This is a genomic window from Vibrio sp. Isolate33 (assembly GCF_022397895.1).
Lineage (GTDB): Bacteria > Pseudomonadota > Gammaproteobacteria > Enterobacterales > Vibrionaceae > Vibrio > Vibrio pomeroyi.
On record NZ_JAKEUP010000001.1, the window covers coordinates 155,830 to 181,233 of the forward strand.

Here is a 25,404-nt window from a genome sequence, read left to right on the forward strand (position 1 = left end):
TTGTGCCGTTAACTATGTAAGGGATCTCACAAAGATAAACGGCATGAAAAAAACTACTAAACTACTCGCAACGTCAATTGCATTCGCCAGTCTTCCTCTTTCAGCAGCAAACTACGCCATTGAAGCGCGTGGTGATGCGATGGGTGGTGTTGGTGTTGTTTCTGCAAACTTCCTAACCGCTCCATTCTATAACCCAGCACTGGTTGCGATCTATCGTCGTAACGATGACATGGGTATGATTACACCAAGTTTAGGTGGTAATTATAATGACCCAAATAACTTAGTTGATGGTATCGATAGCTTAGTTGACAGTATTGAATCAGGCACTGTGACTGGTTCTGACATAGATGCTCTTAATGGTGATAGTCTGAATGTTGATTTAGGTGGTGTAGTAGCATTTGCTTTACCAAATCAATATATTGCGGCAAACGTATTTGCAAAAGCATACACTGAATCTTTTGTAACTCCTGACACATCTAACGACGCGGCTAACAGTGACTTAGTTAATGCTGAGTTAACAGCTGTTAAAGCCGTTTCTATCGGTATTATGGAAGCTGGTATTTCGTTAGCAAAATATCAAACATTCATGGGACAACACCTGTCTTTTGGTATATCTCCAAAACTCCAAAGAATCTATACGTACAATTACATTGCTTCAGCACAAAACTACGATTTAAGTGACGTTCGAGAAAATGACACAGCTGAAACTACATTTAATATTGATGCTGGTGCACTTTGGTTTTACGGCCCATTTAGAGTAGGTTTTTCTGCTACGAATATTATCGATCGAGAAATTGAAACTAAATCAATAAGCCAACAAATTACAAGTACTAGCAATCCAGGTGCTTCGCGTACAATTACGTCAAGTCACTCATATAACCTTGGTCCGGTTTACACTGTTGGCGCTGGTATTGTTTCAGATTATTTTACACTGAGTGTTGATTATGATTTGAATGAAGCTGAAAAGTTTACTTCATTCGATGATAACGAACAGATGATTCGTGTGGGTACTGAAGTCGATCTACTACGTCAGCTTAAGCTAAGGGGAGGGTATTACAAGAACCTAGCTTATTCAGATTCGGAAGGAACAGTCACAGCCGGTATTGGTATCTCGCCACTCAACTTGTTCCAGTTAGATCTAAGTGCTAACTACACGAATGAAAATGCGATGGGTGCTTCAATCAATTTCCTTGCTAGTTACTAATAGTCCTTATATAGTTCTGCTCCTAAATAAAGGAGCAGAGCATGCTAAACGACTTACCAACCCTTTCTCACGAAGAGCAACAGAAAGCTGTTGAACGAATTCAAGAAATGATGACTCAGGGCATCAGTACAGCACAAGCTATCAAAATCGTTGCTGAGCAAATTCGTGAAGAAATGAGTAATAAAGAAGAGTAGGGCATCAGCCCTTCTTTTTTACCCATTTAATGCACTATAACTAAATATATTAGCTTCTAGTATATTATCTCGTTCATACCAATACTTTATCCATCCTAAGTCCCGGCCCATCCGAGACGCTTAAATCGAGCTTATTCAGTTAGTTACATCAGGGCAATCCACTCCAATGGCTTTTATTGGTTTCCATTTGTAATTAAATTACAAATGAATCTGAAAGTAAAACAACTGCCACCTTAGGTGTCAGTATTTGTGTCACCATGTCTAAGTAGTTAAATATATGGCGTTTTTTCAGTCTAGTGACGCTGTGACTTTGGTTTTGAAAGCAAATGATCAGGAGAATGGTGCGCGAATAGATGATTGGCATTTGAACTAAGAACAGAGCTAAATAAGTAGTAACCGAACTGATTAATACCGATAGCGGGATCGATTTAACTCGGCTTTACCCAATCTTAGTTGGTCAAATATGCGAATTTGAGAATAGATATTTAGGAACATAGAGCGTAAAGAAGCTCTTATTAGGGCTGTGATCTGGGAGGATACGATCACCCTGAGAGTCGTACTGTCGCGTTATTCCGGGTAAGAAGAGGGAGCTTAAAGGTGTGAGTCGATTGGAGTAGCTATGTCGAGTCAGCAAAGCTTATTTATGACTTAGTTTAATCAGCTGTTGAGAATCTATTGGCTTACCAGATAGCAACAGAGAATAAATGAGTGTTGTACAGCTTTAGCTGCAGTCTCACGAGCCTTAATAAGACGTAACGACTTGGTTTCGTCCGTTGTCTTTGGCTTGGTAGAGCGCCTGATCTGCGCGTTTAATAGCAGAACGAATTGATTCATTCTGTGTCAGTTGTGTAAATCCAGCAGATGCAGTGATCGCAAGTTTAAATGGCCAATAACTTTGCTCAAGCGCATCATAGAGATTAGTGATACTTTCGTTACACTGTAGCGTGTTTTGATCGATGCAGACAAGTAAAAACTCCTCACCACCCCAACGATACAATAAGTAGTGCTCTCCGAGGCTATCGGTTGCTGTAGAGACAAACAGAATCAGAACCTGATCACCCACTTCATGGCCGTATTGGTCGTTTACTTGCTTAAAATGGTCTAGGTCAAATAGAGCGATATGAATCGACTTACCTTGTTGCGCAAGACGTTCAAAATCATAGAAGGTATCCAACGCTTCTGTTCGGTTTCTGCAACCTGTTAAAGGGTCGGTTGTTGCCTTTACCTTTAACTCTTCGATCTCTTGGGTTAACAAATGCCTTTGTTCTGCTGCAACTTTTTTCGCTCGCTTGGCGATGTATAAAGCACAAGATATGTAATAGAGCGCGTACATCACCCATAATCCGATCAACATCTTTCCTAGCACAACACGGTCCATCGTCTTGCCATGGAATACAATACTTTTCACCGTGAGCTTATGGTGACCGTCAAGTGTGCTAGCGCCAAGTCCAAGCTCAACGGACACGGCATTGGTAATGTCTACCGCGCTATTAGTAATAGGGTGGTTGTAATAGTCAATCCACCAAAGCGGAACATTGAAGTAATCTAAATCGATGTTGCCTATATCGGGTAACGAGAAATCTAAGCGATTGAACTTGTTAGACATCGCGTCCCCTTGAACGCTGTAGTTCTCATCGTAGTTACGAATGTAGAAGCGAAATCTAGGGTTCTCTTGGCCTTGGTAATCCATGTTGATAGTGACTGAATCATAGGTAGAGAGATCGAGCCCTTTGCCCTCTGTCGATATTACGAATTCAATCTCGCAGAATGGAGCGCTATAAGTTCGCTTAAAGTCACACTGTAACTCAACCTCATCTTTTGACTTGTACAGTGAGCCTATCGTGCCACCATCATGGTCTCTGTCAGTGTTAACAAGGGTCGGGTATCTGTCTGGTGTGATGATGTAGTTCTTATCCATGATCGTACGAAAAGAGATCAACGACAGCAGGGTGACTGCCAGGCAAAAAACAGAAAGGAATATGTTGAGTTGTCTGAAAGCTTTATCGCTCATAATATTAATCCGTACGCATGACTGTGTGATTATGCGCGATGCCTTATTTTGGCGCAACCAAAGATTACTTTTGAATAGCGGTGTTGTGGAATCGTAGCATCCAAAAACGAATAAACAGCCGACTTTTATACAGGAAACAGACTTATTAAACTCATAATGAGATCAAAGCGCTCTCGTATATTGTTGTTTTTGCTTGATATTTAACCAGTGAATGCGGTTTTTACGGGGTGAACAATTTAACTGTATATGCATACAGTTAAATTGAAAGAGCATGTTTTAGTTGCAGTGCAGAACTAAGAGAACGGTTATGGAGTCAAATTTGCCCCGATGTAATGGATGTTCAGTCATAATACTTATAATTCTGGAGTACATTTTCGTTGCAGTGTCACTTTTCTACATGAACGGAAGCAGAGGACTATTGCTCAGAACAGAACGGAATTTCTACGCGGTGTGAATAACATTAGAAATCGACTGTCGCATAAGCTTGGTACTCCAATAACTTTTGATGAGGCATTTAAACTGGCAGGATTAGCCGCTGCTGGAGGTGTCGATTTTTCTGATAGCGCAATTTATTTGGATAAATCGAGGTCTTTTCATGAATATGGTATTGAAGGTGTAATTCAAGAAGTTTTCCAAAATGTAGCTCAAGATTTATTGTACTTGCTGGATGATGAGAGTTTTCTCGAGAACTGTGTAAGCGTACGAAATTCCTAACGAGTCTGAATTGGCAGGTAACTCTAAACACAATTCAGCGTGTGGAGTTGATTCAAAACACGCTCGTGTGTGTGAAATCTGAAGCGAAACGAACAGCGATACAAACAAGATTGACACACAGTACCTCGAATCATTGGTTTAAATAGAAGTAGTGATGAGTTGAATCAGGCAGAACAAAAGTTCTCGTTATTAAAGTTGCTGTTTAGAACGTTGGCCACGTTAACGCGTGTAAACGGACAAACAAGATCCATAAAACCCATGACATGGAAGACTTAATCAAGCGTTGTGTGCAAAACCCGCAAGAACTAAGGTTCTGACACCGCTCCGATTTTAATGTCCACAACTGCGTATTATGTACGTTATGTTAAATATGTTGGGGTTAGCCTTAAGTTCATGACCGACGCTAAATCAAGGACTTACCCACCTTCGATCTACTTGTCAATTTTATATGACGCGCTTACGATAACTACATGATTACGCATTGTGTAGTTTTTGCTGGGTCCATAAATTCGGTAAATTTAACAATATTCCGATTTACCATAAAATAGCTAATAACCATTAATATTTCTGCATTGTGAATGCTTAGCATTCTCTTGCAACAATATTTTTGGTATTAGCATGGCAGCCAAACAAAAACTTCTAATTTTTGAGGTACTTGTTAGCTCTATGACTTTTTCTAATTTACACCTTTCACGTAACGGACAGCGGTCACATGTCATGATAGATGACGTTACAACTTTGCCGTCCATGTTTGTTTCTATTTACGGAAGAAACGAACTTAATAAAAAAAGCTTGGGGACTCAGGAAAACCACTATGTTTCTCTACGGTTTTTCTACATCTATTATTACAAGAAATATAAGACAACTTTTGATTACGACTTTTATCAGCGTAAGTACAACATCTCGACTTTCATTCATGAACTCGGTGGTTTTTTCAATTACTTACTTGGTGAGCAACATCTTAACAATGAGAAAGACGTTATTGGACTTGGGCATCTAGATACTGTCATTACGAAGGTCAATAAGACTACGTATGGTAATCATGTACGGTGCATTGGTCGCTTCTTTCGATATCTTAATTTTAGATACATGAATTTGAGATATCAAAATTTGAGCCCAATTGATGCTCATGAGATCTATACTTCCAACTTAAAAGATCTTACTGAAGTTTTAAAAAGCTTTAACAGCATTAAGGTTGAACAAAAAAAAACTGCAAACAGATATAAAAGTATTTCTCAGCAGCAACTCATCGACCTTAATAATATGCTTATTCCATCGACTCCTGCTTTTACTGACGCGGAAACAGGTGAACATTTTGAGGAAGTGAACAACCCTCAGAATCCATTTAAAAAAGGTTTTCTCCAATATCGCAATTACCTCATTAATAGATTGATGTACACGTACGGCTTACGAGTTGGTGAGGTTTTATTAGTTTCACTTGACTCGATTGGGGAGACACAACCAGATGCACTTGGTAATACTCGATTTGTTCTAATCATCCAGAACCTCCCTGATGATGCAGTAGATCCCAGAAGAAGAGTCCCCTCAATTAAGACACAACACTCTTATCGTCAGATTGAGCTGACTGGAGATGATTTCATCTTGTTGTCGATATACGTCGATCACTACCGTTTTTCTTTGTTTGAACATACCGGTATTGATGACCATGGTGTTTTATTTATTAAGGGTACAGGTAGCTTAGCTCCAATTTCTTATGACGGGATTCGGTCAATCTATCGTGACAAAATAGATCCTCATTTCATCGCCCTTCACCCTCATTACAGGAGAGAAAAAGATAAAAGTATAGATTATATGGTTACTTTGACTCCACATGTTGGTCGACATACATGGGCTTATATCACCTTAGAGTTTCTTTATAACGAAATCTTACAAGAGGGTTTTTTGACTGCACGAGATTATGGGATTAAAGCAAGGATGAATGGTGAAATGGATGCTGCGTTAGAAAAACTGCGTACATTAGGTGGTTGGTCTGTGAATAGTAAAGTCCCTCTTATGTACGCTAATCGATTTTTGGAAAGAGTCAGTAATCAAAGCAATATTAGACGTATTAAGAGCAATAATTGTCAAACTGCGATATGCAATGTTCCTAACGAACAATACACAGCAGAGTTAACTTACAACACTTTAGAAGATAATCGATATGATGAAGACACCTTATTCGACGACTTATTCAACTAATAACTTTTCTCCTGAACAGCGCCCAGCGAGCCAGTATTCTCCCCTATTCACACCTGAGCAACGCCGGTTCGTTGAGGAAATTAAACTACCCTCAAGGTTGTATTTAGTTAGTGCGACAGAGTTTGATGATCAGTTTTTGAGCTTGACTCCTGGGGATTGGCGCTATCGATTCTCGGGAAAAAATAAAGCTATTCTTTTTGCTAGCGGTTCGAATTTTCAAAAATTTTCACCAGAAATAATTACTCTACTTAAATATCTAACTATCGAGTATATAAAGGAAAATTCCGCGAGTGTTGCAGATAGTTTCGCGCACTTTGTCGGAAGGACTTTATCTGATTTAGATAGTTTTAGTCGCGATACTTTTGTAGCTAAGTTAGAGCAACTTGTCGTAGAGGTTGAACGCAAAAATTCTAATAATAGCCAGTTCTACTACACGCTCTATGCCTTACGTAAGCTCGAGCGTCGTAAGTTCTTTAAATCTAAGGGTGATAAAGGAGATCTTGAAGACTTGTTATTGGAAGTGCCCCGCCCTCGAAATCTTAACTGGGGTCGTTATCAAAACCTAGATCTAGTTGTCCCCAATGAGGTTTGTTTTATGATTGAGAACGGTGTGCAGCAATGGGCATCTAAGTTATGCCCAAAATTGGACAGCAAAGAAGCTAAGATCGTGCACCTAAACCGAATTAAAAGATTGGTTAAGCCTGGTATTTTAATGGATTGCATTATAACGGGTATAGTTTACTACACTGGAGCTCGGCCTGTTCAAATAAGTAAAATGGCCGGTGGCGATTATGTCGTAGATACTGAAAACAAACATGGGATGCGCTACTCGTTCCTAGTCCCTTATGCTAAGAAGACAAAAATAAATATCGACCGCGTACGTATCGCGATTCCAGAAGAACTCGGAAAGCTGATTACGTTGTATAAGCTAATCTCTGGAATTGGTGAGCATGATGCTCTTTTTCCAGTTAGAGCATCATCTATCCAAATGGTTGATCAGGCAATTAAAACTATGCTCTTCGAATTTTCTTCCCAGGATATTAAAGAGGCCGTGAAAAATCATGGTTATGAATTGCCTTCATACCCAGCGAGTCTATTTCGACACAATGTTGGACACTCGATGGCAATGAATGGTGCGAGCGCTCCTGAGATAGCTTATATCTTGGGTCACTCAAACTATGTAGTTGCAGACAGGTATATCGCTGCAACCCCAGAGATGACAGATATTCGGGAGCAGGCTTTGGGTCGAAACCCTGTGTTCAAGAATATGATGGCTTTGATGCTAACAGGAAACATAACACATAGTTCTGAGTGGCAAGGACGTCGTGTCGCTGCTTCAATTGGCGGTAAGCTGCATCACAATATCGGTGGTTGTAATTATGGTGAAAACATTTGCCCTTTTTCCCAAGGGCGCGGATGTTATGGATGCCTTTATTTCATGCCTTTTACAGATGGTAGTCATAAAGAAGTTCTTGATTCATTCTTTGATGAGATAGATGAAGTTCGTAACGTTGCTGATGATGCAGGTTTAATGAACCACCCGTTAATGACGGAATTAGTTCGTAGAAAAGACCACGTGATTCAAGTCATTGTGCGTATCGAAATGCTTAAAACTAAAGAAGAGATCGTTTAAATGGAGTCACTAATTAATATAAAGCAGGCACAGAACCTCGACGTATATGTAAATAAATACAAAGCCAAATTTGAAGAGCGCCTGGTCGCCTACAATGCAGCTGGACAATTAGACTGGGATGCTCCGGCCTGGCAGTTTGGTGAGAAAGGAATCGCATGGTTAAAAGAAGCCAAAAATCATGCTTTTAGGTGGTCATCTATCTCTAATAAAGTTAAGGGTCTAAGTAAGGTGGATATTTCTTTGGAGTATCAGGGCTTTATGAAAGCGTATAATATGCACTTAGTATGCTCTTCAAGTGGACTTATATCGGGCGCAACATTAGATAAACCAATACAAATAATGAAACGCTGGTACTGGGAGATGCATACAACCACCGGTATGACTCATCCTATGTATTTAACTTCGGATATTATCCATGCCGCGATGAAACGTCACAAAGATCACTCAACTAGTTCGTCAAACGTGAGTGACTATTGTGATGTTGCCGTAAATATCATCAAAAAGCTTCGCCAGTACGACTTGTTCGTCGTAAATGTGGAAGTAGAAAATAAGTACCCTTGTCGAAACAGCTCAGTTAGTACGCTCGAAAAGAAAAAAGCTAGCCAATTAAGTCCAGAAGATACAGACGATAAGAAGTTGTTGTCTATTCGTGCTCTCATGGCAGTTATTGAGTTGATGGGATTAGCTGAAAGCGAATATCAGCGCATCTTTTATAACATGCTGCTTCTATCTATCATTTGTGGCTTACGTTTCCAAGAAATCATGACGTTGAATATGGATTCTTTGATAAAAAGAGAAATCATTGATGAAAGTAAACGTCAACACGCAATAGAGAAAGGCTGGCCTACATACAGGCTCGGCATTCAGTATCTCGGTGCAAAAAAAGCAGGTTGGCGTATACATTGGCTGGCACCTACCTCTTATCAAGTCGTTGAGATGATCTACAAACAGGTTCAAGACTTAACAGCCAGTTCCCGAGATAAAGTCAAAGCTTTCAGGGATTCTAATTTCACGAACTTTTTACCAAATGAAATTCAAAATTTTCCTGATGATCAAATTGAATGTAGAGAACTTGACGGACTATTGTTTACTGGTACGGGAGGCATCCGTAACGTTCTACATAAGTCAATTTGTACCTCAATATTGAAGTACTCTGGCCACAAACCTGTAGTTGTTTCTACTGGGAAAAAGTATAAAAATTATTATTTTTCAAAGCACCAGTTGAATGATTATATTTATCGGCGCTATGCCAAAACCAAAAACTTTGAAGAAGGACATCAGTGTATACTTTCGGTCAAAGACAGCGGTAACTGGGAGCATTTTAACTACGAGGACTTGATGTTTATAATGCCAGAAGGAGCATATGGTATCGTTAATGATTTCGTTTCTTTGCAACACATTTATCCATTGTCATTTGGTGCAATAGATGTATGGCTTGGGGGATCGAAGAAAAGTAAATCGATTTTTGACTATTTCAATTTATTTGAAGATGACGGTAATCGTATTGTAATTAAATCGCATGTACCAAGGCACAATATCAACACTTTTTTAGCCATTGCAGGAGTGACTGATCATATACAAGCTATCTTGATGGGACGTGTTGACATTAGTCAGAATAAGCATTATCAGCATCAAGCTCAATCGCAGTCATATAAGACCGCTTCACTAGCGATCAATATGCTCGAAAAAACTTATGATGAGAACAAAGGGGTTTTATCGGTAGAACAGCAGTTATCTCTCTTTGACTTTGAAGTTGCCCCCGAACTTAAACCGACTCTTCCAGAAGTCAAAGCGCCCTCCCAGTTGGAGGTTAGCCGCAGAATGATAGCATTTTCTAAATCATCTATAAAAATGAACAATACTGGTGTTTCATGCGTTAAGGCATCTGCTTCTATGGCGATAGCTCCCAATCTAAGTAAGGAACACAACCTAAAGCAGAATATGCAGACTTTTGGCGACAACACAATCGAAGTTTCAGGTTACATAGAAGGCGCAATGTCGGAAAAGTTCCTCCCTGAACTTATGACAGCTCACAATAAGCTTATAAAACAAGGATTAGCAGCAAAAGCTAAACAATTGATTGAGCGGCATGCGAAGCTTCATCCTCTTGGTTTTGGTGCTTGTACACGTGATGTTGCTCGTTGGGGATGCCCTCATGCAGTTAAATGTCAATCTGGATTGCCTTGTGGGTACTTCTCACTTACAGGCCGCATGGGTGAATCTGAAGACGCATCTCGACGCTTAGCTATTAAACAAGCAGAGGTTATTGAGCTGCGTCGACTTGCAAGAGTTGACCCTAACTACAAGTTCGCATTGGAAGAACAAGAGCAAGCTCTACTTGTACTTAAAGCTCTAGAGAATGATGCCTCTGAGACACAAAGTGCGAAGAAGTTGGTAGACCTCTTGTCTAGTGATGACGATAACCCATTGGGTCCAATCATGGCGCGTATTAACGAACAAATGATAATAGGTAAGACCCCTAAAACCCTTGCTGACCTTTTCTTTATTGAACAAAAGCGTATAGAGAGAAATCAATCGCAGAACGGAGACAATAATGACTAAAACACCACGTAGTCGCAATTCTGATAATAAAGTCATTCAAGGGGCGGAGCTTTCAGCTTACATAAAGGCAGAGCTGCAAGCTATGGTATTGGAGGGGCTCGATAAGTCCCCTATTCAAGCCTCAACACTCCATGCTCGCCTCAAGGCTAAAGGTATTATAAAGGGGGGAATCAGTACTCTGAGTTCTCGACGAGAATTAGTTGAAGAGTATAAACTTCGCCAGCACAATAACCATGAAAATGGCAAACGTTTGTTGACTGCAGAAGAAAAAGACATGTTGGCTAAGGGACGAACGGGGGCTGCGTACATCAGTAAGGCAGATCGGCTTGAGGAGGAATTGAAGGATTATAAAGTACGGTATGAACGAAACATATTGTCTGTCATGGATATCATCCAATACGTCGATAACGCTACTGCGATAAAGGTGGAGGATATGCTCGCGGGCGAGCTTATTAGAGAGTTAGCTGAACGCAAAAAGCGTCTCAAACCATAATATATAGCAAGAGACTCTGACATATTTTCCAATGGATGCTTGTTGAATAGTATATGTTGTTTTGATTCATTGAACCTTTTTGGTTATAAGATTTAGGGCTTTATTTCTCACGTTTAATTTTGCTACAAGGGAAGATGCTTTGTTGTTTGCCTCATTGTAAAAAGGAGTTAACAATGGTTTTAACTCAATGGAACGTTCCATTAACAAGTTGTACTCATCAACCTCTGTAAGTGCTGCAGCTAACTCTAGCTCAATATCTGAACGCTCCCTTTCTAGCTCTTCAAGTAGGTTTATCTCACTTTGCTTCCTTGAATAATTTCTACGTTTCGTCAGATAAAAACTAGCTTCATAAAACTCCAAAGTCTTGTGATAGATTCTGTAGGCTCCATAACCTCTGCCAACCAGGAGTCCTACTCTTTCAAGCCTTTTTAGCTCTCTAGCTATAAAGGCTCTCATCGTTGACTGCTCTTCCCCAACCCTTGTTGAGCGGACTGCAAACTCTCTTCTTATGTCTTGAACTGATATTTTTGAAGCCGTTCTTGGAAAAAGAATTTCGTATATATCTTTATTTATTCGATATTTGTTTGATTTTTTCATGGGATTGTCGGGATTTATAATTATACGGATTATAGTCCGTGGTTATCTTGGCATCAAGGGTAGATAGTCTTTCATTTTGCGAATTATAAATGAAAGAGATAGCAAAGCAGTTCGGTTTGAACTTGAAAGCTGTTAGAAAGAAGCGTGGTATTTCACAGGATAAATTGGCTCTCTTATCTGACATCGATCGAAGTTATGTTGGAAGAATAGAAAGAGGTGAAGTCAACGTTACATTGGAGAAAGTCTATCAATTATCTGAAGTTTTAGAATGTGACCTCGGCGACTTATTACCATAACATTTCTACTTGACCTTAAGGGTAATCTTGAGAGCTTAGGGCATCTTTGCGTTTTTCTGTTTGGTTAGAAGTAATAGTATCAATTTTGTTTTGGTGCGATCGTAGAGCATCCCACCGAGAACAGACGATAGGCTAGTCTTGACCAGAGGTATCATGACAAGAGAAGCTAACAGTGGCTCATGTCGTTTCTGGTATTCGGAAAAGAGAAAGCTCCGCATATGCAGAGCTTTAATATTAATAATTTATTAGTAGTACTGATTGCGCCGTTTGGAATTATGTTTCCAACTTTTTGCTAAGTCGTGTACACACGTAGGATAGTCATCCCATGGGTTAGCTAGAGCCGTCCCTCGCGCAGCTCGTAGCTTTATACGATAACCTTTACACTCAATCTGATGCAGAAAGAAATAGCTTTTTTCCTGTTTCGTTGAAAAGTGTTTATGAATGCAACTTCGAACATTTTGATAGACATCACAGGTATATCGACCTTGGTGTTTAACACGTTTTCGGTACTGCGTTTTTATCTTTTTCATTTACCCTCCTAGGTTTACATTACCTAGAAGGGATCCTCTGCAAAATAGTCCATTCGTCCAACTTGATGTACTGTTTACCTAAGTCTAGCAAATAAGGATAGTGTCGGAAATTATTACCAATGCTAATATCTGAAAGATAACATGCACTTTTTAGAAGCAATCGGAAAATAGTTTTTAAAACAGACTGTTATGTCTGTTAATCGCGATTTATTTGTCTCTTTGAATGTTGATGTCACCCACCCCACTATACTCTGACAACGCTTTGGTTTTATGAAGCTTGTCAGGGTTAATGGAAGAAAACAAACACATATCTTTTATCGGAAAGTTGTTTATTCTTAATAATATCTTAAATGGTATGTGTAGAGAATGAACCTGTTAAAAGAAAGCCACTAACAGGTTCTATTTTAGAAGCAGGGTAACCTAGAAGGCATTCGAAAAGTCGATTTTTTTTCCAACCTTGCCATAAGACTCTAACTCGATGAATTTAGACTCAAAGATAGTGCTCGGTACTTTCCTCTTTAATAGTTCGAAGAAATTTTCGTCATGAGTTGAAAGTATGATTTGTTTGTTAAAGTTGACCGTTATACTTCTCAACAAGTCAATAACTGACAAAATGTTGATGCTATCCATAGCTTGTATAGGATCATCGATAAAAATGCTGTTTACATCTGTGTCAGAATCGGGATTCTTAACATTGATGGCTTTAGCCAAAAATATACTTAGACTCAAAGCATTTAGTTGAGCAGAACTAAAGTAAAGCGTCGGCACGATTTGTCTTTCTTCTGAAGCCACAAGTACGTGAAGCTTTGGTTTTACTGAAGAAAAATCGCATTTGAACGATATTTCTTTATATTGTGGATGAGGGTCTATTTTCTTGTAAAACTTATTAATAAGGTCTTGAAAAAAGAAAGATTGTACTTCTTTTTCGATAAAGGCAGCTATGCCCTTCCTTTCCTTTTCTAACTTTTTACCTAGGAAGTTAGTCAAGAAATCCATTTCGTTGGTTATTTTGTTATATTCGTTAAAGTACTCATTATGCTTAAGGAATGGAATAACTCTTTCTCTATATTGTTCAATAGACGTAATGTTTGCTATAGTGTTCCCTTTTTCCTCAATCAATATCTGATGATTTTTTTTCTTTTCCAAGATTAAACTAAATAAATGTTCTGAATTCTTATTGTTAATTTCTATTTTTAGTTCTTCTTCAATAAAATACCTAATAAACTTTATTTTGTTGCTAATTTGACTCTTGGTATTTTTGAGATATTCGATTTCATTTTCTACATCTGTTAGTTCAAACTTTGCATGTTTCAAATCTATTTCTTTGATTTCGTTATGCAGGTTATCGATTTCTATTTCTTTTTGTGATAGGTCAGATGCAATGTTCTTAGTCATTTCAACAATTGAAGATTTGGATATCTTCCCGATGTCTGTTGAACCAATTAACTCTTGCGCATGAAGCAGTAATGGATCTTTAGATATATTTCTTATATCTTCTAAGAACGACTCCGTATTCGCTTTATTTACATTGATTTGGGAGGTAATAGTCGATGCCGACGCTTTGTTTTTAGAGATAGTTAACCTTAACGCTGAAATATCAAACTCAACCTTATCTATTTTTTCATTAAGGTAGTCTTCGTAATCGGATAATTTTTTAGATTCAGTCTCTCTAGTAAATGTATTAATTATGGATTGGATACTCTTTAATTTAATTTCGCTATTGTGTTTTTCTTGTATAATTTCAATACGTAAAGATTCGATCTTGTTGATATTGATTTCAAAGCTATCAATCAGATCATAAAGGAAAGCTAGAATAGACTTTTTAGCTAATGAAAACTTTTCTCGTTCTTTAATATAAGAGAGTTCAATTGAATTTTTATGAGCAACTAAGGCCTTTAATTTGACATCAAATAACAAGTTAGACTCAATTGCATTAAGAAGTTCTCTGAAGTCTGAATATTCATTAGAACATAAAGGACAGCTTGAAAGAGAGTTTCTTGATATTAGGTTTGTACCTGACTTGACTAAGTTCTTGATATCCGCGTCTAAAGCTTGAGATTGTTCCAGCTCCAATTCCAATGAGTCTAGCGTTTTTTTGAGCTCAGAAGATTTCTCAAATGAATTAACTGCTAAAATAAACTCATCTGTTACCTCCGGGTATAACTCAACCAGTTTATTATTAAACTTATTTTCTTTTAGCTCATTGGCTCGCTGTTTTGTAATTGTTATCAATTCATCTAACTTGAACTTCTCTTTCTTTTTAGTTTCCGCATCCCTTTTGTTGTTTTCAATATTTTTAATTAATTGTTCTAATTCTTTGAGGCGTGAGTCATTTAGCTTATATTCTAATGAAGCGTTTTCAAGTCTATAGACTAATTCGTACTTTACTGTTTCTAATGAGTCACTTTTTATCTGCGCTTCTCGAGTAAGTTTTTTTACTTTATCAAATTCTAATTGTATAGATTTTTGCTGAGCATTTAGACTTTCAACTTCTTGTCTTAGCTTTGTTAGAGACTCTTTGATATACTCAATCTCTTGAATATTAATGCTCAAATCTAAAAATTGCTCTCTAAGCTCTTTTAATTCTTCTAGGTCTAGCTTTTCTGAGTAAATCCTTCTTTCTTTAGATTTCTTTTTATTAAGATCTGATAGGTAGACCTTGTGTTTGTTAATCTGTTCATCTATTGATTTTATCTGAATATTATATTTATCAAATTTAACTATTAGCTCTTTATTTTCATTTGATATAAAGTTATCGATTTTACTTATAGTGTCATATAGAGAGCTTATTTCAGATTGATATGTGTTTAATAGATTAATTATTGATATTTTTAATTGTGAATCATCTTTATCTGAGTAGCTAAAATTTATGTTTGGTAGATTACTTCCAGATTTATTAACTTCATTTATCATTGAATTGATAGTTTTTAATATATCTCTATCAACATCTTGGTTCAAAAGAACTTTAAGTTCTTTTGTTCTATCTTTTAACTTTTTGATCTTCTTCTTGTTTAAGTTAACTAACTCGGTAATGTGTTTGTAGTTTTGGTCTATTTTTTGATCACCAAATGTGTCTGTGAATTTTTCATACCGTAAGCTAGCATCATCTTCTTTTAAAAAAGCTGAGATTTGTTCCTGTGACAACATTACATCTAAAAAGTATCTGTTGTTATCTTCCGTTAGCTTTTCGTCAAACTTTGCATCTCTCTGATTTGACTTAAGCTTATGACAAAGAGACCTATAAAAAGTCTTGTCACTATCGTCAGTTGAAATCTTTACGAAACTTGGTGTGTCCTCACTTGAGTTGTTATGACGCCAGATATATTTATTCTTTTCAGCTTTAGCTGCGTTTTCATTTTCGGTTTTTTTTCTTAAAAAACGACTGATGTTGTTAGTAACCCCCCACTCTACTGCGTCATAAAATGATGTTTTGCCGAATCCATTTGGCGCGTACAGTGTGACAAAATTCGCAACGTTACCTTTGTCTGATGTAAAATCGAAAGTTCCATCTTCTACTTTGTCATAGGCTCGAAATGCTTGTATTTCGACTTTTTTTATTTTCATTTTTTACCCCACTCAACAAAGAGTGTGTTATACAAATCATCGTATATATCATTTACTTGAAAATCTTCACTTGAATTTACTAATTCATAGATCGAAGATCTCGGTTTGTACAACTTCCTTTTTCCTAAGTTTGTTTTTGGAAATTTGATATCGTAATTCATAATGTAGTCATCGATATATTTAGTCATTAGATCATCATTGAACTCAGAGATTTCTTCATTGATAACTATTTTTCTACAAAAAAAGGTATCATTTTCTATTTTATATTGAATCGAGGGCTTAGTTTTCCTATTTGTAGATAAGAATAAATACACATTCCATCGTTCAAAGTCATTATTTAGCTTATTGGATATTCTTGAAGCAACTACACTGCTTATTTTTTCCCACAGATACTCCATACTATTGATATCTTGAAATGAGCAAAAAAGTACATACATTCCACCCAATTCGTTGACTTTTACAAATTTAATGTCTGATAGGTTATATTCATTCTTAATATTCAAAGATATTTCTTCGAATACGTGATCAAATGATGTCTTTTGTTTCATTTTTAAGTATATCTTCTATGTTAGTAGCATTTGCTTGTATGAAAAATCGTCTTTTATCAATTATTTTCTTTTGAATATCATAAATATGTCTTAATCTAATATCTTTAAATGGGTCACGAACAGATGCACGATTTACCTTTACTCTTGTTGGTGATACCGTCGCGATACTTTCAATAATCTCTGGCTCTAGTTGAGTAATTGTTGGATTCTTGTCATTAGACGTGACAACAAATATGTTCCCATCGCAATTTAGATCAGATAAATCAGACTTGTATATAGATGATATAAGTTCTTCCCAAGATTTCTCAACGCTCCCATAGATTATAATGCTCTTTTTACTAATCTCAGGGATATGATCAATCGTGATTTCGGTTTCAGACAACTCCTGTAATTTTAGAATTGTAAAAAGCTCTAGCATGCCGACCCAGATACATTTCTGATATATACTATTAACAGGCTCACCATTAACAAGCATCTTCCCCCCAAAGTGCTTTATTATGTCTTTAGGGGTTAGGCAAGAAGATGCTTCTTTTGCAATTTCTTGGAGTTCATTTTTGACTAGTTCTTCATTTATCCGGAAACTATCGAGGATATAGACATTATCAATCAAGTCACTAAAAGTAGTGATGAAAGGTGGGATTAGTTCGTCTAGTTCGTCGTTATTTTCGCTTATGATCTCTTCAAAAAAATTGATGGGCATGTAGCGCACTCTAGACAATGTCTCTAACTCATCATCCTCTGCCATGCCTTTCTGTATACCTAGTAAAAAATGTGTACCATTACTAAAATGTAAAACACCGCCCCCAGATTGCCCTGAAACTTCTCTTTGATTTACCATCGGGGTCAATTGCCCTTCAATGTAACCATGCTCTACTGAGTTTAACGCTTTAATATTATTCATTCTAAAGCGGTCATTGCCCTGACGGACGGCTGGATAACCACATAAATACGTCGAATTACCGCTTGTGTCTGATTGGTTACATTTTACTAAATGCGGTACACCAAGCTGCTTACGCACTTTTATTATAGCGGCATCTTTATTTATATCTTGATGGTAATATGGCCTACCTATAACATCAATTGTATCAGCGTTTAACTCACCTTCACTCGATAAATAAAACCTTGTGATAGTTATATCATCTTCGTCTTCAATATTATGTCGAGCCGTTAAAACATATGTATATTCACTGGTAGCTACCTGAAATAGACAACCACTACCTCCATTAACCGAAACGGTTAAATCTCTGAAGAATCGTTGGTCGTTCATAATATATCTTCGTTCTCAAAAACACTTATGTTTAAGTTTGGATATTCTATGAGGTCCTCCTTACTAAACATACTCTGTGGTATTTTTTTATAATTGAATATTAATTCAGCGTCTGGAACCTTATTTATAATACGAGATACGCAGTTTTTATGAGGTAAATTGTGCCCATCCCCGTTGCTACTAAACACAAACCTTTTGGTATCGATCAGTTCTAACAGTTCATTGTTTGTGTTGAATTTGCTCCCGTGATGTGAAACCTTAACAAATTCTGTCTTTAATGGTTTATCAGGAGTTATGCCTAGGTTATTCAAGCTTTCTATGATTACACTTGGATGAGAGTCAGATAGGAATAGATAGTTCTTATCTTTATTCTTTATTATAAAAGAGATAGAGCTCCCATTTGGTATCGACTTATCTTCCTTGAATTTATCTAATGTAATATGCTCTTTAATAGAAACTGAATAATCATTCTTTGCAGTTGTGTTTAGTGATTTTCGTTCCTTCTCCCATTTTCCAAGTAAACGCTTTAGTTTTTCTTCATTGGGCGATATTATTATAATTTCTAAACCAAATAAGGGATGAGTTTCGACTGATTTTATAACTTGTCTATCCCAGATACCGGCCTCTTCTATTAGCTGAACGAACTTTAAACCTTGTCTAACGCTCGTATCTTTGTCGAAAATCTTTTGAATTAGCGGATCTTCTTTAGTTACTTGAGGTTGTTTGAAGTAGTCTGACAACAGACAGCCACCATTGAACCAAACTTTCTTCACTTTCGTTAAAGCATTGTCATCACACTCGAACCAGTTGAGCAAACCAGCTATGTGGTCATCATCGATATGAGTAAGCACGAGAAGATCGATTTGTGGAACTCCATCGAGTGCTTTTTTCAATGCCCCGCTTTCGTAGCTTTCTTTTTTACTTTTTGCTTGGTACGTACTTGCAGTCCCGCCATCGATCAAAATATGTCGTTCAATGTCTTGTGGATCAAAGAAGGATAGTAATATTGCGTCACCATTTTTTGCCTGTAAGAACTTGGCTTTCATAACTTAAAATCAAATAAAACTTTAGATAAGTATATGATACCACTATATGTTATTGATTACATAGCAACAGATTCAACAATATCTCGTTTGATCATATTACTTAATGAAAAAGTTTGCCTGATTTTGTGCTGAGAATGCTTCGATTTAGCACTACTATTAGTTTCAAATTCAAATCAGTGAACTTATTTGCAAAGACTCATTTTATAGATTAGGATTTACTGTTTATCCATACAGTTGTTTGATGGTGTATATAATTTGTGCAGAAAACTACAAACGAACTAAGGTTTCTGAGAGTGGTTTAACTAACAAAGGGCTTCGTTATCGTGCTTTAGCACTTAAGCGTGATGGTGAGTTAGTTACAAGAGATTTTATAGGATTTGTAGATAGGAGTTCTCTGTACCAGCCACGTCTCGTTAAATTAGTTAATATCGTCGCTGTTTATAATGACATTGAGGTTATCGAGATACCCACCGATCACTGGGTCTTAGGTTTGTTCGATAGAGGCGCATTTTCAGTAGTACTCGAATGCAATGAACCGCTATACCACCCAATTGACTACGAGAAATATTCAAAGCGATATAAAAATAACGTTATAGGTCTTGGTTCATTTGGACAAAGTTAATGCTTTTATCATACGAAATAGTTCGTAAGTGTTGGTAGGGTTAATTCACGTTCTATTGGAGGAAACTTATGACTAGCAAAACAGGCTTAATACTATTGATTCAAAATAGAAAGCGACAAACGAAAGGTATACCTGAAGTACAAGATTTCTTCGATTTCCTTATCGACGAGTTAACCGAGTTGAGTGATAAAGAGTTTGGAGAATATAACTACTACAGTAAATCAAACTCAGATGTACTGAGACTAGTGGCGTGGCAATCGGTGCCAATAAATATTGAGTTTAGTGAACGCTTTGTCGACGAAGTGCTTATGCTTTCCGAACTATAAATCGTTTAATTTTGTGATTAATTTTTCAATTTTAAAGTTTTATCTTATGAACATTAATCTGCGATTTGGCTGCTCATTATGTTCTTTATTCGATAGACATGAACTTGACATTAAGTTTTGTAGGGAAAACGCACGCTCCTAAAATGTTTAGAGCATTTGAACTAACGAGTTTTGGGGCAAAATATTGCTAGTGCGTTATTACATTAGCTAAAGCTTTGTGAAGTGGTGGTGCATTGACTACTCATGATTTATCCTATTAGTTGCAACCATAACAACCTTGGCTGAGTTTAGATTGGATAAAAATAAAGAAAATCCCCTGCAAGAGAATCAAATAACTCCTGAACTTTTCGTGCAACACACTTGGGATATGGACTTTAGGATTTCTGCCGCTGACTCCGCGGTAATTCACTCTGATTTCATCAAACATGCCTCCATACTCGCCGATAAAGAAGGCATCGATGTTCACTATTTAGACTTTTCAGAATACGGCACTGCAGCGGCAGCATTATCCGCAAAAGAGAATTCAGGTTTTCTTGAAGCGCTTGAAGATGGGAGCAAAAAATCTTTACTGTGGTTTGTTAATTGCGACTCGCTCGCGCCTTTGAATGTCGCTGTTACATACTCACTTCGTACAGCTTTAACGACGAGACAAACAAACAACACACAGTCAGTATTCATCGCAACTAAAGCGTCACTATTAATGATGTTTGCAAATCGTGAAGCTCCTTTTTATCAAAGCCATTTTAGATTAACAGGCTATAGCAGCTAAGCGAGTAGTTCATTCAGCTTGAACGTATTTAGTCAAACTGATGAACGAATAAGTCTGATTAAAGGTACTAGGTTTAGAAAGAGGCAAAAACAGGAAGCATTCGACAAAAGACCACCCAGCTTCCCCCCTGTTAGCCAAGACAATTGAAAAGCTGCAGAAAGCCGCTCGTTAAGAGCGGCTTTTTAAAGTGATGCTTGCAACATAAGGCTGCATATTTGTAGAGCGGTTAAAATTCAACGTAGTACATTTACTTTACCACGCTCCAATTAATCCTCTAGCGACACAATCGACATGTGTATAACAAACTTTTGGACAAAATTAAGTTGGAGTTTTAGCTCCAAGCTCATCGAGTCGTATAAAGAAAAGTAATTTTAATTTGCTTGAGCAAAAGTGATTTCGTCTATTTATCAGAGAACAGCGCCCTCTTCGCCAAATCGATTACTATCACTTCTATAGCATCTATGCCTGAATATTCATGTGAAATCTCTAACCAGTAACATTTAAGTGCAGCAGCGAGTTCATCCAACCCGACTAGACTCCCATTGAACAGCCATTTTTTGGTCACGTTTTGTGAGACCAGTAGAAACACGCCACATCCGGCACTTTCTTCTCGAAGATAATCTCCTGCCAACTGATTGCGTAGTCGCTCACAAAGGTCCGGTCCGCTCCACTCTTTATCTAGTAGTTTCAATTCGATAGGTACAGGTGAAAGGACATTGGTATTGTGCAGCCAGATATCCATACGTTGGCCATTTGCAAGTTCAGGCTCTTCTGCGATCGTATACTTGTTGTCACAACGCTGTCTTAACCAACCTGCGATTAACGTTCGCATCTCTGTTTCCCCCCCTGCACGCTGCCAAGTAAGCCAAGGACTATCATTACCTCGCTCTAACCAGTTCTTCAACTCATGCAGCCGATGGACAGCTAAATCAAAAAGCTGACGATGCGTTGTCGGCTCAATACATTGCGACTTGGCGAAGTCTCTTACTTGCTGCTCAGACCAAGGTTCGAGATCACCGTCTTTTTCAGCATGCTTATACGCTTGCTTTGCCATCCAAGGGCGATAATCTGGATTAGGGTGATCATGGATTAGCTGCTTGATTGCTGTATAGCTTTCTTTACCTGGTATTTCTGATAGAAGGTTAAACAGTCTATCACGTGCATCTTGTGCGTCATCCCGTAGCTCTGGAGAGAACACTTTCCCACTAGTTCGGTCGATGTCATCTTCTACTTTAACGTAGCTATGCATCAGGGAATAAAGTGATTTCAAATGTTCTGCTGTACGGAAACAACCAATATTGGGGTTTGTATAACGCGAACTTCGCCCCCCCATCAATGCTGTTATAAAAATCTGCGCTGCACGCTTTGCTGTATCGTCATCTAGTTCTGATAACCATTGTTCAACTTCTAAGATGCCTTTCTCTGGGTAACAATCTACACGGAGTGCATACCACCAAGATAAGTCATCTGGATTGCTCGTATTAGAAAGTTGCTTGATAGCCAGAGCTGATAGTTTCTCAGGTTCTATCTCTCCATTGACTAAAATTTTCAGACAGTACTCTCTGATAGATCTGCGGTGACCAGGGTTAATGTCAATCCAGTTGAGAATAACAGAAGCTATATAAGGGTGTAGCCAAGGTGCATGATATGTTAAATCATGTAATACCCTAGTCGACTCTGTCTTTTCGAGTTCCCAAACCAATTCTTTAATGACCACTTTTTCGACCAATTGTGGAAAGGCTTTGTGCATCCGTTCCAACCATGTGGGGTAACCGTTTAATTCCCAAAAAATATAGCGTAATGAATGCCGAACGTTTTCTTCGCTTAGATTCAGGGGGAAATCAAAAGATTCAGCGGCATAAATTTCCAATCCAGTCATCGCAAAAATAAGAGAGTATGGAGTATTGTTTTCCTCCCCCCCCTCTGAACGCAGTGGTGGTTTGTATTGCGACCAATGTTTTATCGCAGCTTTACGATACCCCTGAGCGACAGCCTCCCCAAATTCAGGTATCAATGCCTGCCAATCAGTGTAACCCCAGCGACTAGTTCCCTGGTTAAGTTCTTGTAGCTCCAACATCAGCCAGTATTGATCCCAGGAATATTCACCTGGCTCAAGATTCGGAGAATTATGAATTCTTTCTGGGTTTGCTCGTAAGTCTGCTATCCATCTTTCTCTGTCTAGCTTTTTTCGCTCTTTTTTTTCAGTAAGTTTACGCTGGCGCTCGGCTGCGTTTTTTTCGTACCTTTGCATCTCTTTTGATACAGGCGGTTCGAGCAATGTGTTCAACCGCTCTCGTAGAACAGGTTCATCAGCCACGGCATCTCTTAATAAAGCGAGAATGTTCTCTGATCTGTCAGTTTGCAAGTAGACTCGAAAGGCGGTACTAAGCGCAACCAGACTATCATCTTCCAAAGAGCGGATGTGCATGTAATTGAGAAGTCTCGGGAGACTAGTCGTATCAAAATGCCAAAAATGACCAAGCCATGAAACAGTCCAATCATCCGTTACCTTTTTGTCTGAATTTGAAATCTCAATATTTCGTGCATGTTGGATACTGTTCCAATAAAGCGAATCATTAAGCTCGGGCCAACTAGGTACAAGCGCCTTCAATTCGTCCTTATGCTCAGTACAATCATCTCCACGCCAAAAACGTAGAGCTGGAACTTTCAACAAAATAGATTGCGATTTATTACCGAGAGCTGCATCGTGGCGTGCTTTAATCAATCTTTCTATCGCATGCATAGCGATATCTAGCAACCATGCATACTCTTCTGAAACGTGGCATTCCTTACGTTCAACAAATGGCTGTCTTTCTAGATAAGAGTCCAAGCCCTCAACTAGTTTAGGGAGTGACTCTAGGCATATTCTCTCTACATATGAATGAAGCGCACCACGCAGAGCACTATTTTCAAACCGTTCATAAGCCGGTAATTTACCCAGCGATATCAACAACTGCTCAATACTATGACTGTTGGTGTCAGCTTCCTCTACCAACTCTAAAAGCAATTCTCTTGGAATCTGAGCATCATTTTCATTTAGTTTTAGCCATAGATTTTGTTTTTGCTCGAATGAACCACAAGTCATCACAGCACGTGTTGAAGCAATTCTTGCGTAGATATCTCGCGAACTATTTTCTGCAATGTGAACCAAAGAGAAAACACAGGAAGACATTTCACCTTGCCATACTAACCTGCCAAGGAAGAAGATTACATCGTCGTTATCGCTGTATCTTTCAATAAGCCGTAGTGTATTTTCCGAAAGGTCAGTGTTAGCAATCCTAGCAATAGCACTATTATCTCGAGCTGAGTGGTCATCTTTATTCGAAGAAATCCGCTGGACAATGTCTGCTAGAATGTTCGCTCTTTCCTGAAGTGGTAATCTTGATGGGTCGCCACCCTCAACGGCAATATCGGGGTTAATATTTAGCGCTTTAAATCTAATTTCTGAATCAAATAAAATAAGCCATGGCAAAATTGGACGTAGCAGCGGAGTAATAATTTTCTCACCGTATTGCTCGCGGAAAAACAAAGTTTCGATTAAATAACGACTATTACCGAGCTTCAATAGTCTATCAAACCACTCAGCCGCAAGTAGTTCTCGCACATCTCTGTGTCTAAAACGTACAGCTCCGTATATAACGTCATTAAAGATCCCACGTTCCAGTAACGCACTGACTTCACTTGGATCCCAATCGAAAAGCACGGTTTCTGCATTGATACCTGGTTTGACAGGTGCTGAATCGGGAACATTAATGCCAGCTTGGCCAGTAAGTACAACAGCGGCAGCCAATCGTTGTGCACCTTCTCTTAACTTCTCTCCATTGACAGGCTGAAGCTGGGCACGATCAACGTTATGCTCATCACGAAGCCGTTTAATAATGTTATGGCGAAGAAGATCTAGGCGACCACCTAATTCACTTCCCTCTGCCCACTTTGCTAGAATACCGTCAAGATCAAATGGCCGTTCTGCTAGACTCCAAAGGTTGGTTCGTGCAATTTCATTGATTAAACGGTCAATATCCTTTACTGAACGAGTCATACAAAAGCGGCGAACTCTCTCTTCATCCAAGTGACGCAGAGTATAAACTTTTAGTGAACTCTGTGCTTTGACTGCCTCATTTTCTTCGACTTTATGTACTTCCGATGAAGATGGAAGAAAGAGCCACTCATCCATTAACCTTCGATCTTCTTTAGGTCGCCAGCTATAAGGGCGACTGGAAACATATATATGCGCTCTGTGCGCGCATTTCTTTATACCTTTCGCAAATTGTCGAATAGCTTTTTCGAAGGCTCTCGGGCTTGCGAGCCTTGCTTCATCGACAGAGTCTAAGAAGAACCATGCCTCGCTGGTCGAATTCAGCCATAACTGAAATTGGCTTTCTTCACCAACATCGAAGGCCTCATAAAAATCTCTATCGATATCTTCGATACGAATAAAGAAAGCTGCTTTCCCTTGGGCCTGGAGTATTCTTGCACGTTGTCGAAACTCCTCAGTCTTTCCTGCACCTGCCTCAGCTAAAATGACACAACGAAACTCACAGTCTAAATTATCCCATGAATTAGGTTTACCATACCCCCAACTAAAAGAAATTTCGTCTTTTTCTGCATCTTCATGACTTTTGGGCACAGGTGAAAACTGCCTGTTTAATGGGATGTGCTTTTCCATATGTGTTCCTATCAAAGAGACTATTTACAGAGGGGGATGGATATTTTCGTATGAGCTTAACCCGCAAACAGCCATTCCAAGCTAAAAAATGATTAATAATCAAACGTATAATAACAGAAGACCTAATCATTCAGCATAATTGAATATAAACCGAATTCACATT

The 25,404-nt window shown here is 38.3% G+C and carries 17 protein-coding genes; 10 read left to right on the forward strand and 7 right to left on the reverse strand.

Annotated features, from left to right (window positions below; translation table 11 throughout):
* The first annotated feature begins 43 nt into the window (after positions 1-43).
* A complete protein-coding gene (locus L1D37_RS00735) occupies positions 44-1,204 on the forward strand; it encodes a conjugal transfer protein TraF (RefSeq protein WP_239846509.1) in 1,161 nt (386 codons plus the stop codon).
* Positions 1,205-1,245: 41 nt separating this feature from the next.
* A complete protein-coding gene (locus L1D37_RS00740) occupies positions 1,246-1,398 on the forward strand; it encodes a YoaH family protein (protein ID WP_004731009.1) in 153 nt (50 codons plus the stop codon).
* A 742-nt stretch (positions 1,399-2,140) separates the two neighbouring features.
* On the opposite strand, the gene L1D37_RS00745 is transcribed toward L1D37_RS00740, so the two are convergent.
* Positions 2,141-3,409, reverse strand: a complete 1,269-nt coding sequence (locus tag L1D37_RS00745; protein WP_239846510.1) for a GGDEF domain-containing protein — start codon at positions 3,407-3,409, stop codon at positions 2,141-2,143.
* Positions 3,410-3,859: 450 nt separating this feature from the next.
* Here L1D37_RS00745 and L1D37_RS00750 point away from each other — a divergent pair, with 450 nt between their 5' ends.
* From L1D37_RS00750 to L1D37_RS00770, 5 genes are all read left to right on the forward strand, one after another.
* A complete protein-coding gene (locus tag L1D37_RS00750; RefSeq protein WP_239846511.1) occupies positions 3,860-4,123 on the forward strand; it encodes a glycyl-tRNA synthetase subunit alpha in 264 nt (87 codons plus the stop codon).
* A 618-nt stretch (positions 4,124-4,741) separates the two neighbouring features.
* On the forward strand, positions 4,742-6,322 hold the full coding sequence (locus tag L1D37_RS00755; RefSeq protein ID WP_239846512.1) for a site-specific integrase: 1,581 nt from the start codon (positions 4,742-4,744) through the stop codon (positions 6,320-6,322).
* Entirely contained in the window at positions 6,285-7,955 is a 1,671-nt protein-coding gene (locus tag L1D37_RS00760) for a tyrosine-type recombinase/integrase (protein WP_239846513.1), read from the forward strand. Before L1D37_RS00755 ends, L1D37_RS00760 begins: the two co-directional genes overlap by 38 nt.
* The gene (locus L1D37_RS00765; protein WP_239846514.1) at positions 7,956-10,517 is read left to right on the forward strand and encodes a hypothetical protein; all 2,562 of its coding nucleotides are present in this window, start codon (positions 7,956-7,958) and stop codon (positions 10,515-10,517) included.
* Positions 10,510-11,010 carry a hypothetical protein gene (locus tag L1D37_RS00770; RefSeq protein WP_239846515.1) on the forward strand — a complete coding sequence of 167 codons (501 nt, stop codon included), beginning with the start codon at positions 10,510-10,512 and terminating at the stop codon, positions 11,008-11,010. Before L1D37_RS00765 ends, L1D37_RS00770 begins: the two co-directional genes overlap by 8 nt.
* Before the next feature lie 66 nt (positions 11,011-11,076).
* Here the strand turns inward: L1D37_RS00770 and L1D37_RS00775 are convergent, their stop codons facing one another.
* Positions 11,077-11,607: a hypothetical protein gene (locus L1D37_RS00775; protein WP_239846516.1), complete on the reverse strand. Its 531-nt coding sequence runs from the start codon at positions 11,605-11,607 to the stop codon at positions 11,077-11,079.
* 89 nt (positions 11,608-11,696) lie between these two features.
* Here L1D37_RS00775 and L1D37_RS00780 point away from each other — a divergent pair, with 89 nt between their 5' ends.
* Positions 11,697-11,903, forward strand: a complete 207-nt coding sequence (locus L1D37_RS00780; protein ID WP_239846517.1) for a helix-turn-helix transcriptional regulator — start codon at positions 11,697-11,699, stop codon at positions 11,901-11,903.
* Positions 11,904-12,853: 950 nt separating this feature from the next.
* Here the strand turns inward: L1D37_RS00780 and L1D37_RS00785 are convergent.
* The 4 genes from L1D37_RS00785 to L1D37_RS00800 are packed head-to-tail and all read right to left on the reverse strand — an operon-like array spanning position 12,854 to position 18,858.
* Positions 12,854-15,997, reverse strand: a complete 3,144-nt coding sequence (locus L1D37_RS00785) for an AAA family ATPase (RefSeq protein WP_239846518.1) — start codon at positions 15,995-15,997, stop codon at positions 12,854-12,856.
* Positions 15,994-16,545 (reverse strand): ABC-three component system middle component 1, encoded by a 552-nt coding sequence (locus tag L1D37_RS00790; RefSeq protein ID WP_239846519.1) that lies wholly within the window; start codon positions 16,543-16,545, stop codon positions 15,994-15,996. Before L1D37_RS00790 ends, L1D37_RS00785 begins: the two co-directional genes overlap by 4 nt.
* A complete protein-coding gene (locus L1D37_RS00795) occupies positions 16,523-17,812 on the reverse strand; it encodes an ABC-three component system protein (protein ID WP_239846520.1) in 1,290 nt (429 codons plus the stop codon). Before L1D37_RS00795 ends, L1D37_RS00790 begins: the two co-directional genes overlap by 23 nt.
* Positions 17,809-18,858, reverse strand: coding sequence for an MBL fold metallo-hydrolase (locus L1D37_RS00800; protein WP_239846521.1), 1,050 nt, complete (start codon positions 18,856-18,858; stop codon positions 17,809-17,811). Before L1D37_RS00800 ends, L1D37_RS00795 begins: the two co-directional genes overlap by 4 nt.
* Positions 18,859-19,548: 690 nt before the next feature.
* Between L1D37_RS00800 and L1D37_RS00805 the strand changes: the two genes are divergently transcribed.
* Both L1D37_RS00805 and L1D37_RS00810 read left to right on the forward strand, forming a co-directional pair.
* Positions 19,549-19,806, forward strand: a complete 258-nt coding sequence (locus L1D37_RS00805; RefSeq protein WP_239846522.1) for a hypothetical protein — start codon at positions 19,549-19,551, stop codon at positions 19,804-19,806.
* Between the two features lie 292 nt (positions 19,807-20,098).
* Positions 20,099-20,575 (forward strand): hypothetical protein, encoded by a 477-nt coding sequence (locus L1D37_RS00810; RefSeq protein WP_239846523.1) that lies wholly within the window; start codon positions 20,099-20,101, stop codon positions 20,573-20,575.
* Between the two features lie 400 nt (positions 20,576-20,975).
* Here the strand turns inward: L1D37_RS00810 and L1D37_RS00815 are convergent, their stop codons facing one another.
* Positions 20,976-25,241, reverse strand: a complete 4,266-nt coding sequence (locus tag L1D37_RS00815; protein ID WP_239846524.1) for a hypothetical protein — start codon at positions 25,239-25,241, stop codon at positions 20,976-20,978.
* Between the last annotated feature and the right edge of the window lie 163 nt (positions 25,242-25,404).

Excerpts from the sequence above, each read along its gene's own strand:
- L1D37_RS00775 (WP_239846516.1), bottom strand. The coding sequence starts at position 11,607 with ATGAAAAAATCAAACAAATATCGAATAAATAAAGATATATACGAAATT.
- L1D37_RS00805 (WP_239846522.1), top strand. The coding sequence starts at position 19,549 with ATGACTAGCAAAACAGGCTTAATACTATTGATTCAAAATAGAAAGCGA.
- L1D37_RS00790 (WP_239846519.1), bottom strand. The coding sequence starts at position 16,545 with ATGAAACAAAAGACATCATTTGATCACGTATTCGAAGAAATATCTTTG.
- L1D37_RS00780 (WP_239846517.1), top strand. The coding sequence starts at position 11,697 with ATGAAAGAGATAGCAAAGCAGTTCGGTTTGAACTTGAAAGCTGTTAGA.
- L1D37_RS00795 (WP_239846520.1), bottom strand. The coding sequence starts at position 17,812 with ATGAACGACCAACGATTCTTCAGAGATTTAACCGTTTCGGTTAATGGA.
- L1D37_RS00785 (WP_239846518.1), bottom strand. The coding sequence starts at position 15,997 with ATGAAAATAAAAAAAGTCGAAATACAAGCATTTCGAGCCTATGACAAA.
- L1D37_RS00740 (WP_004731009.1), top strand. The coding sequence starts at position 1,246 with ATGCTAAACGACTTACCAACCCTTTCTCACGAAGAGCAACAGAAAGCT.
- L1D37_RS00770 (WP_239846515.1), top strand. The coding sequence starts at position 10,510 with ATGACTAAAACACCACGTAGTCGCAATTCTGATAATAAAGTCATTCAA.
- L1D37_RS00735 (WP_239846509.1), top strand. The coding sequence starts at position 44 with ATGAAAAAAACTACTAAACTACTCGCAACGTCAATTGCATTCGCCAGT.
- L1D37_RS00745 (WP_239846510.1), bottom strand. The coding sequence starts at position 3,409 with ATGAGCGATAAAGCTTTCAGACAACTCAACATATTCCTTTCTGTTTTT.
- L1D37_RS00755 (WP_239846512.1), top strand. The coding sequence starts at position 4,742 with ATGGCAGCCAAACAAAAACTTCTAATTTTTGAGGTACTTGTTAGCTCT.
- L1D37_RS00800 (WP_239846521.1), bottom strand. The coding sequence starts at position 18,858 with ATGAAAGCCAAGTTCTTACAGGCAAAAAATGGTGACGCAATATTACTA.
- L1D37_RS00765 (WP_239846514.1), top strand. The coding sequence starts at position 7,956 with ATGGAGTCACTAATTAATATAAAGCAGGCACAGAACCTCGACGTATAT.
- L1D37_RS00760 (WP_239846513.1), top strand. The coding sequence starts at position 6,285 with ATGATGAAGACACCTTATTCGACGACTTATTCAACTAATAACTTTTCT.
- L1D37_RS00815 (WP_239846524.1), bottom strand. The coding sequence starts at position 25,241 with ATGGAAAAGCACATCCCATTAAACAGGCAGTTTTCACCTGTGCCCAAA.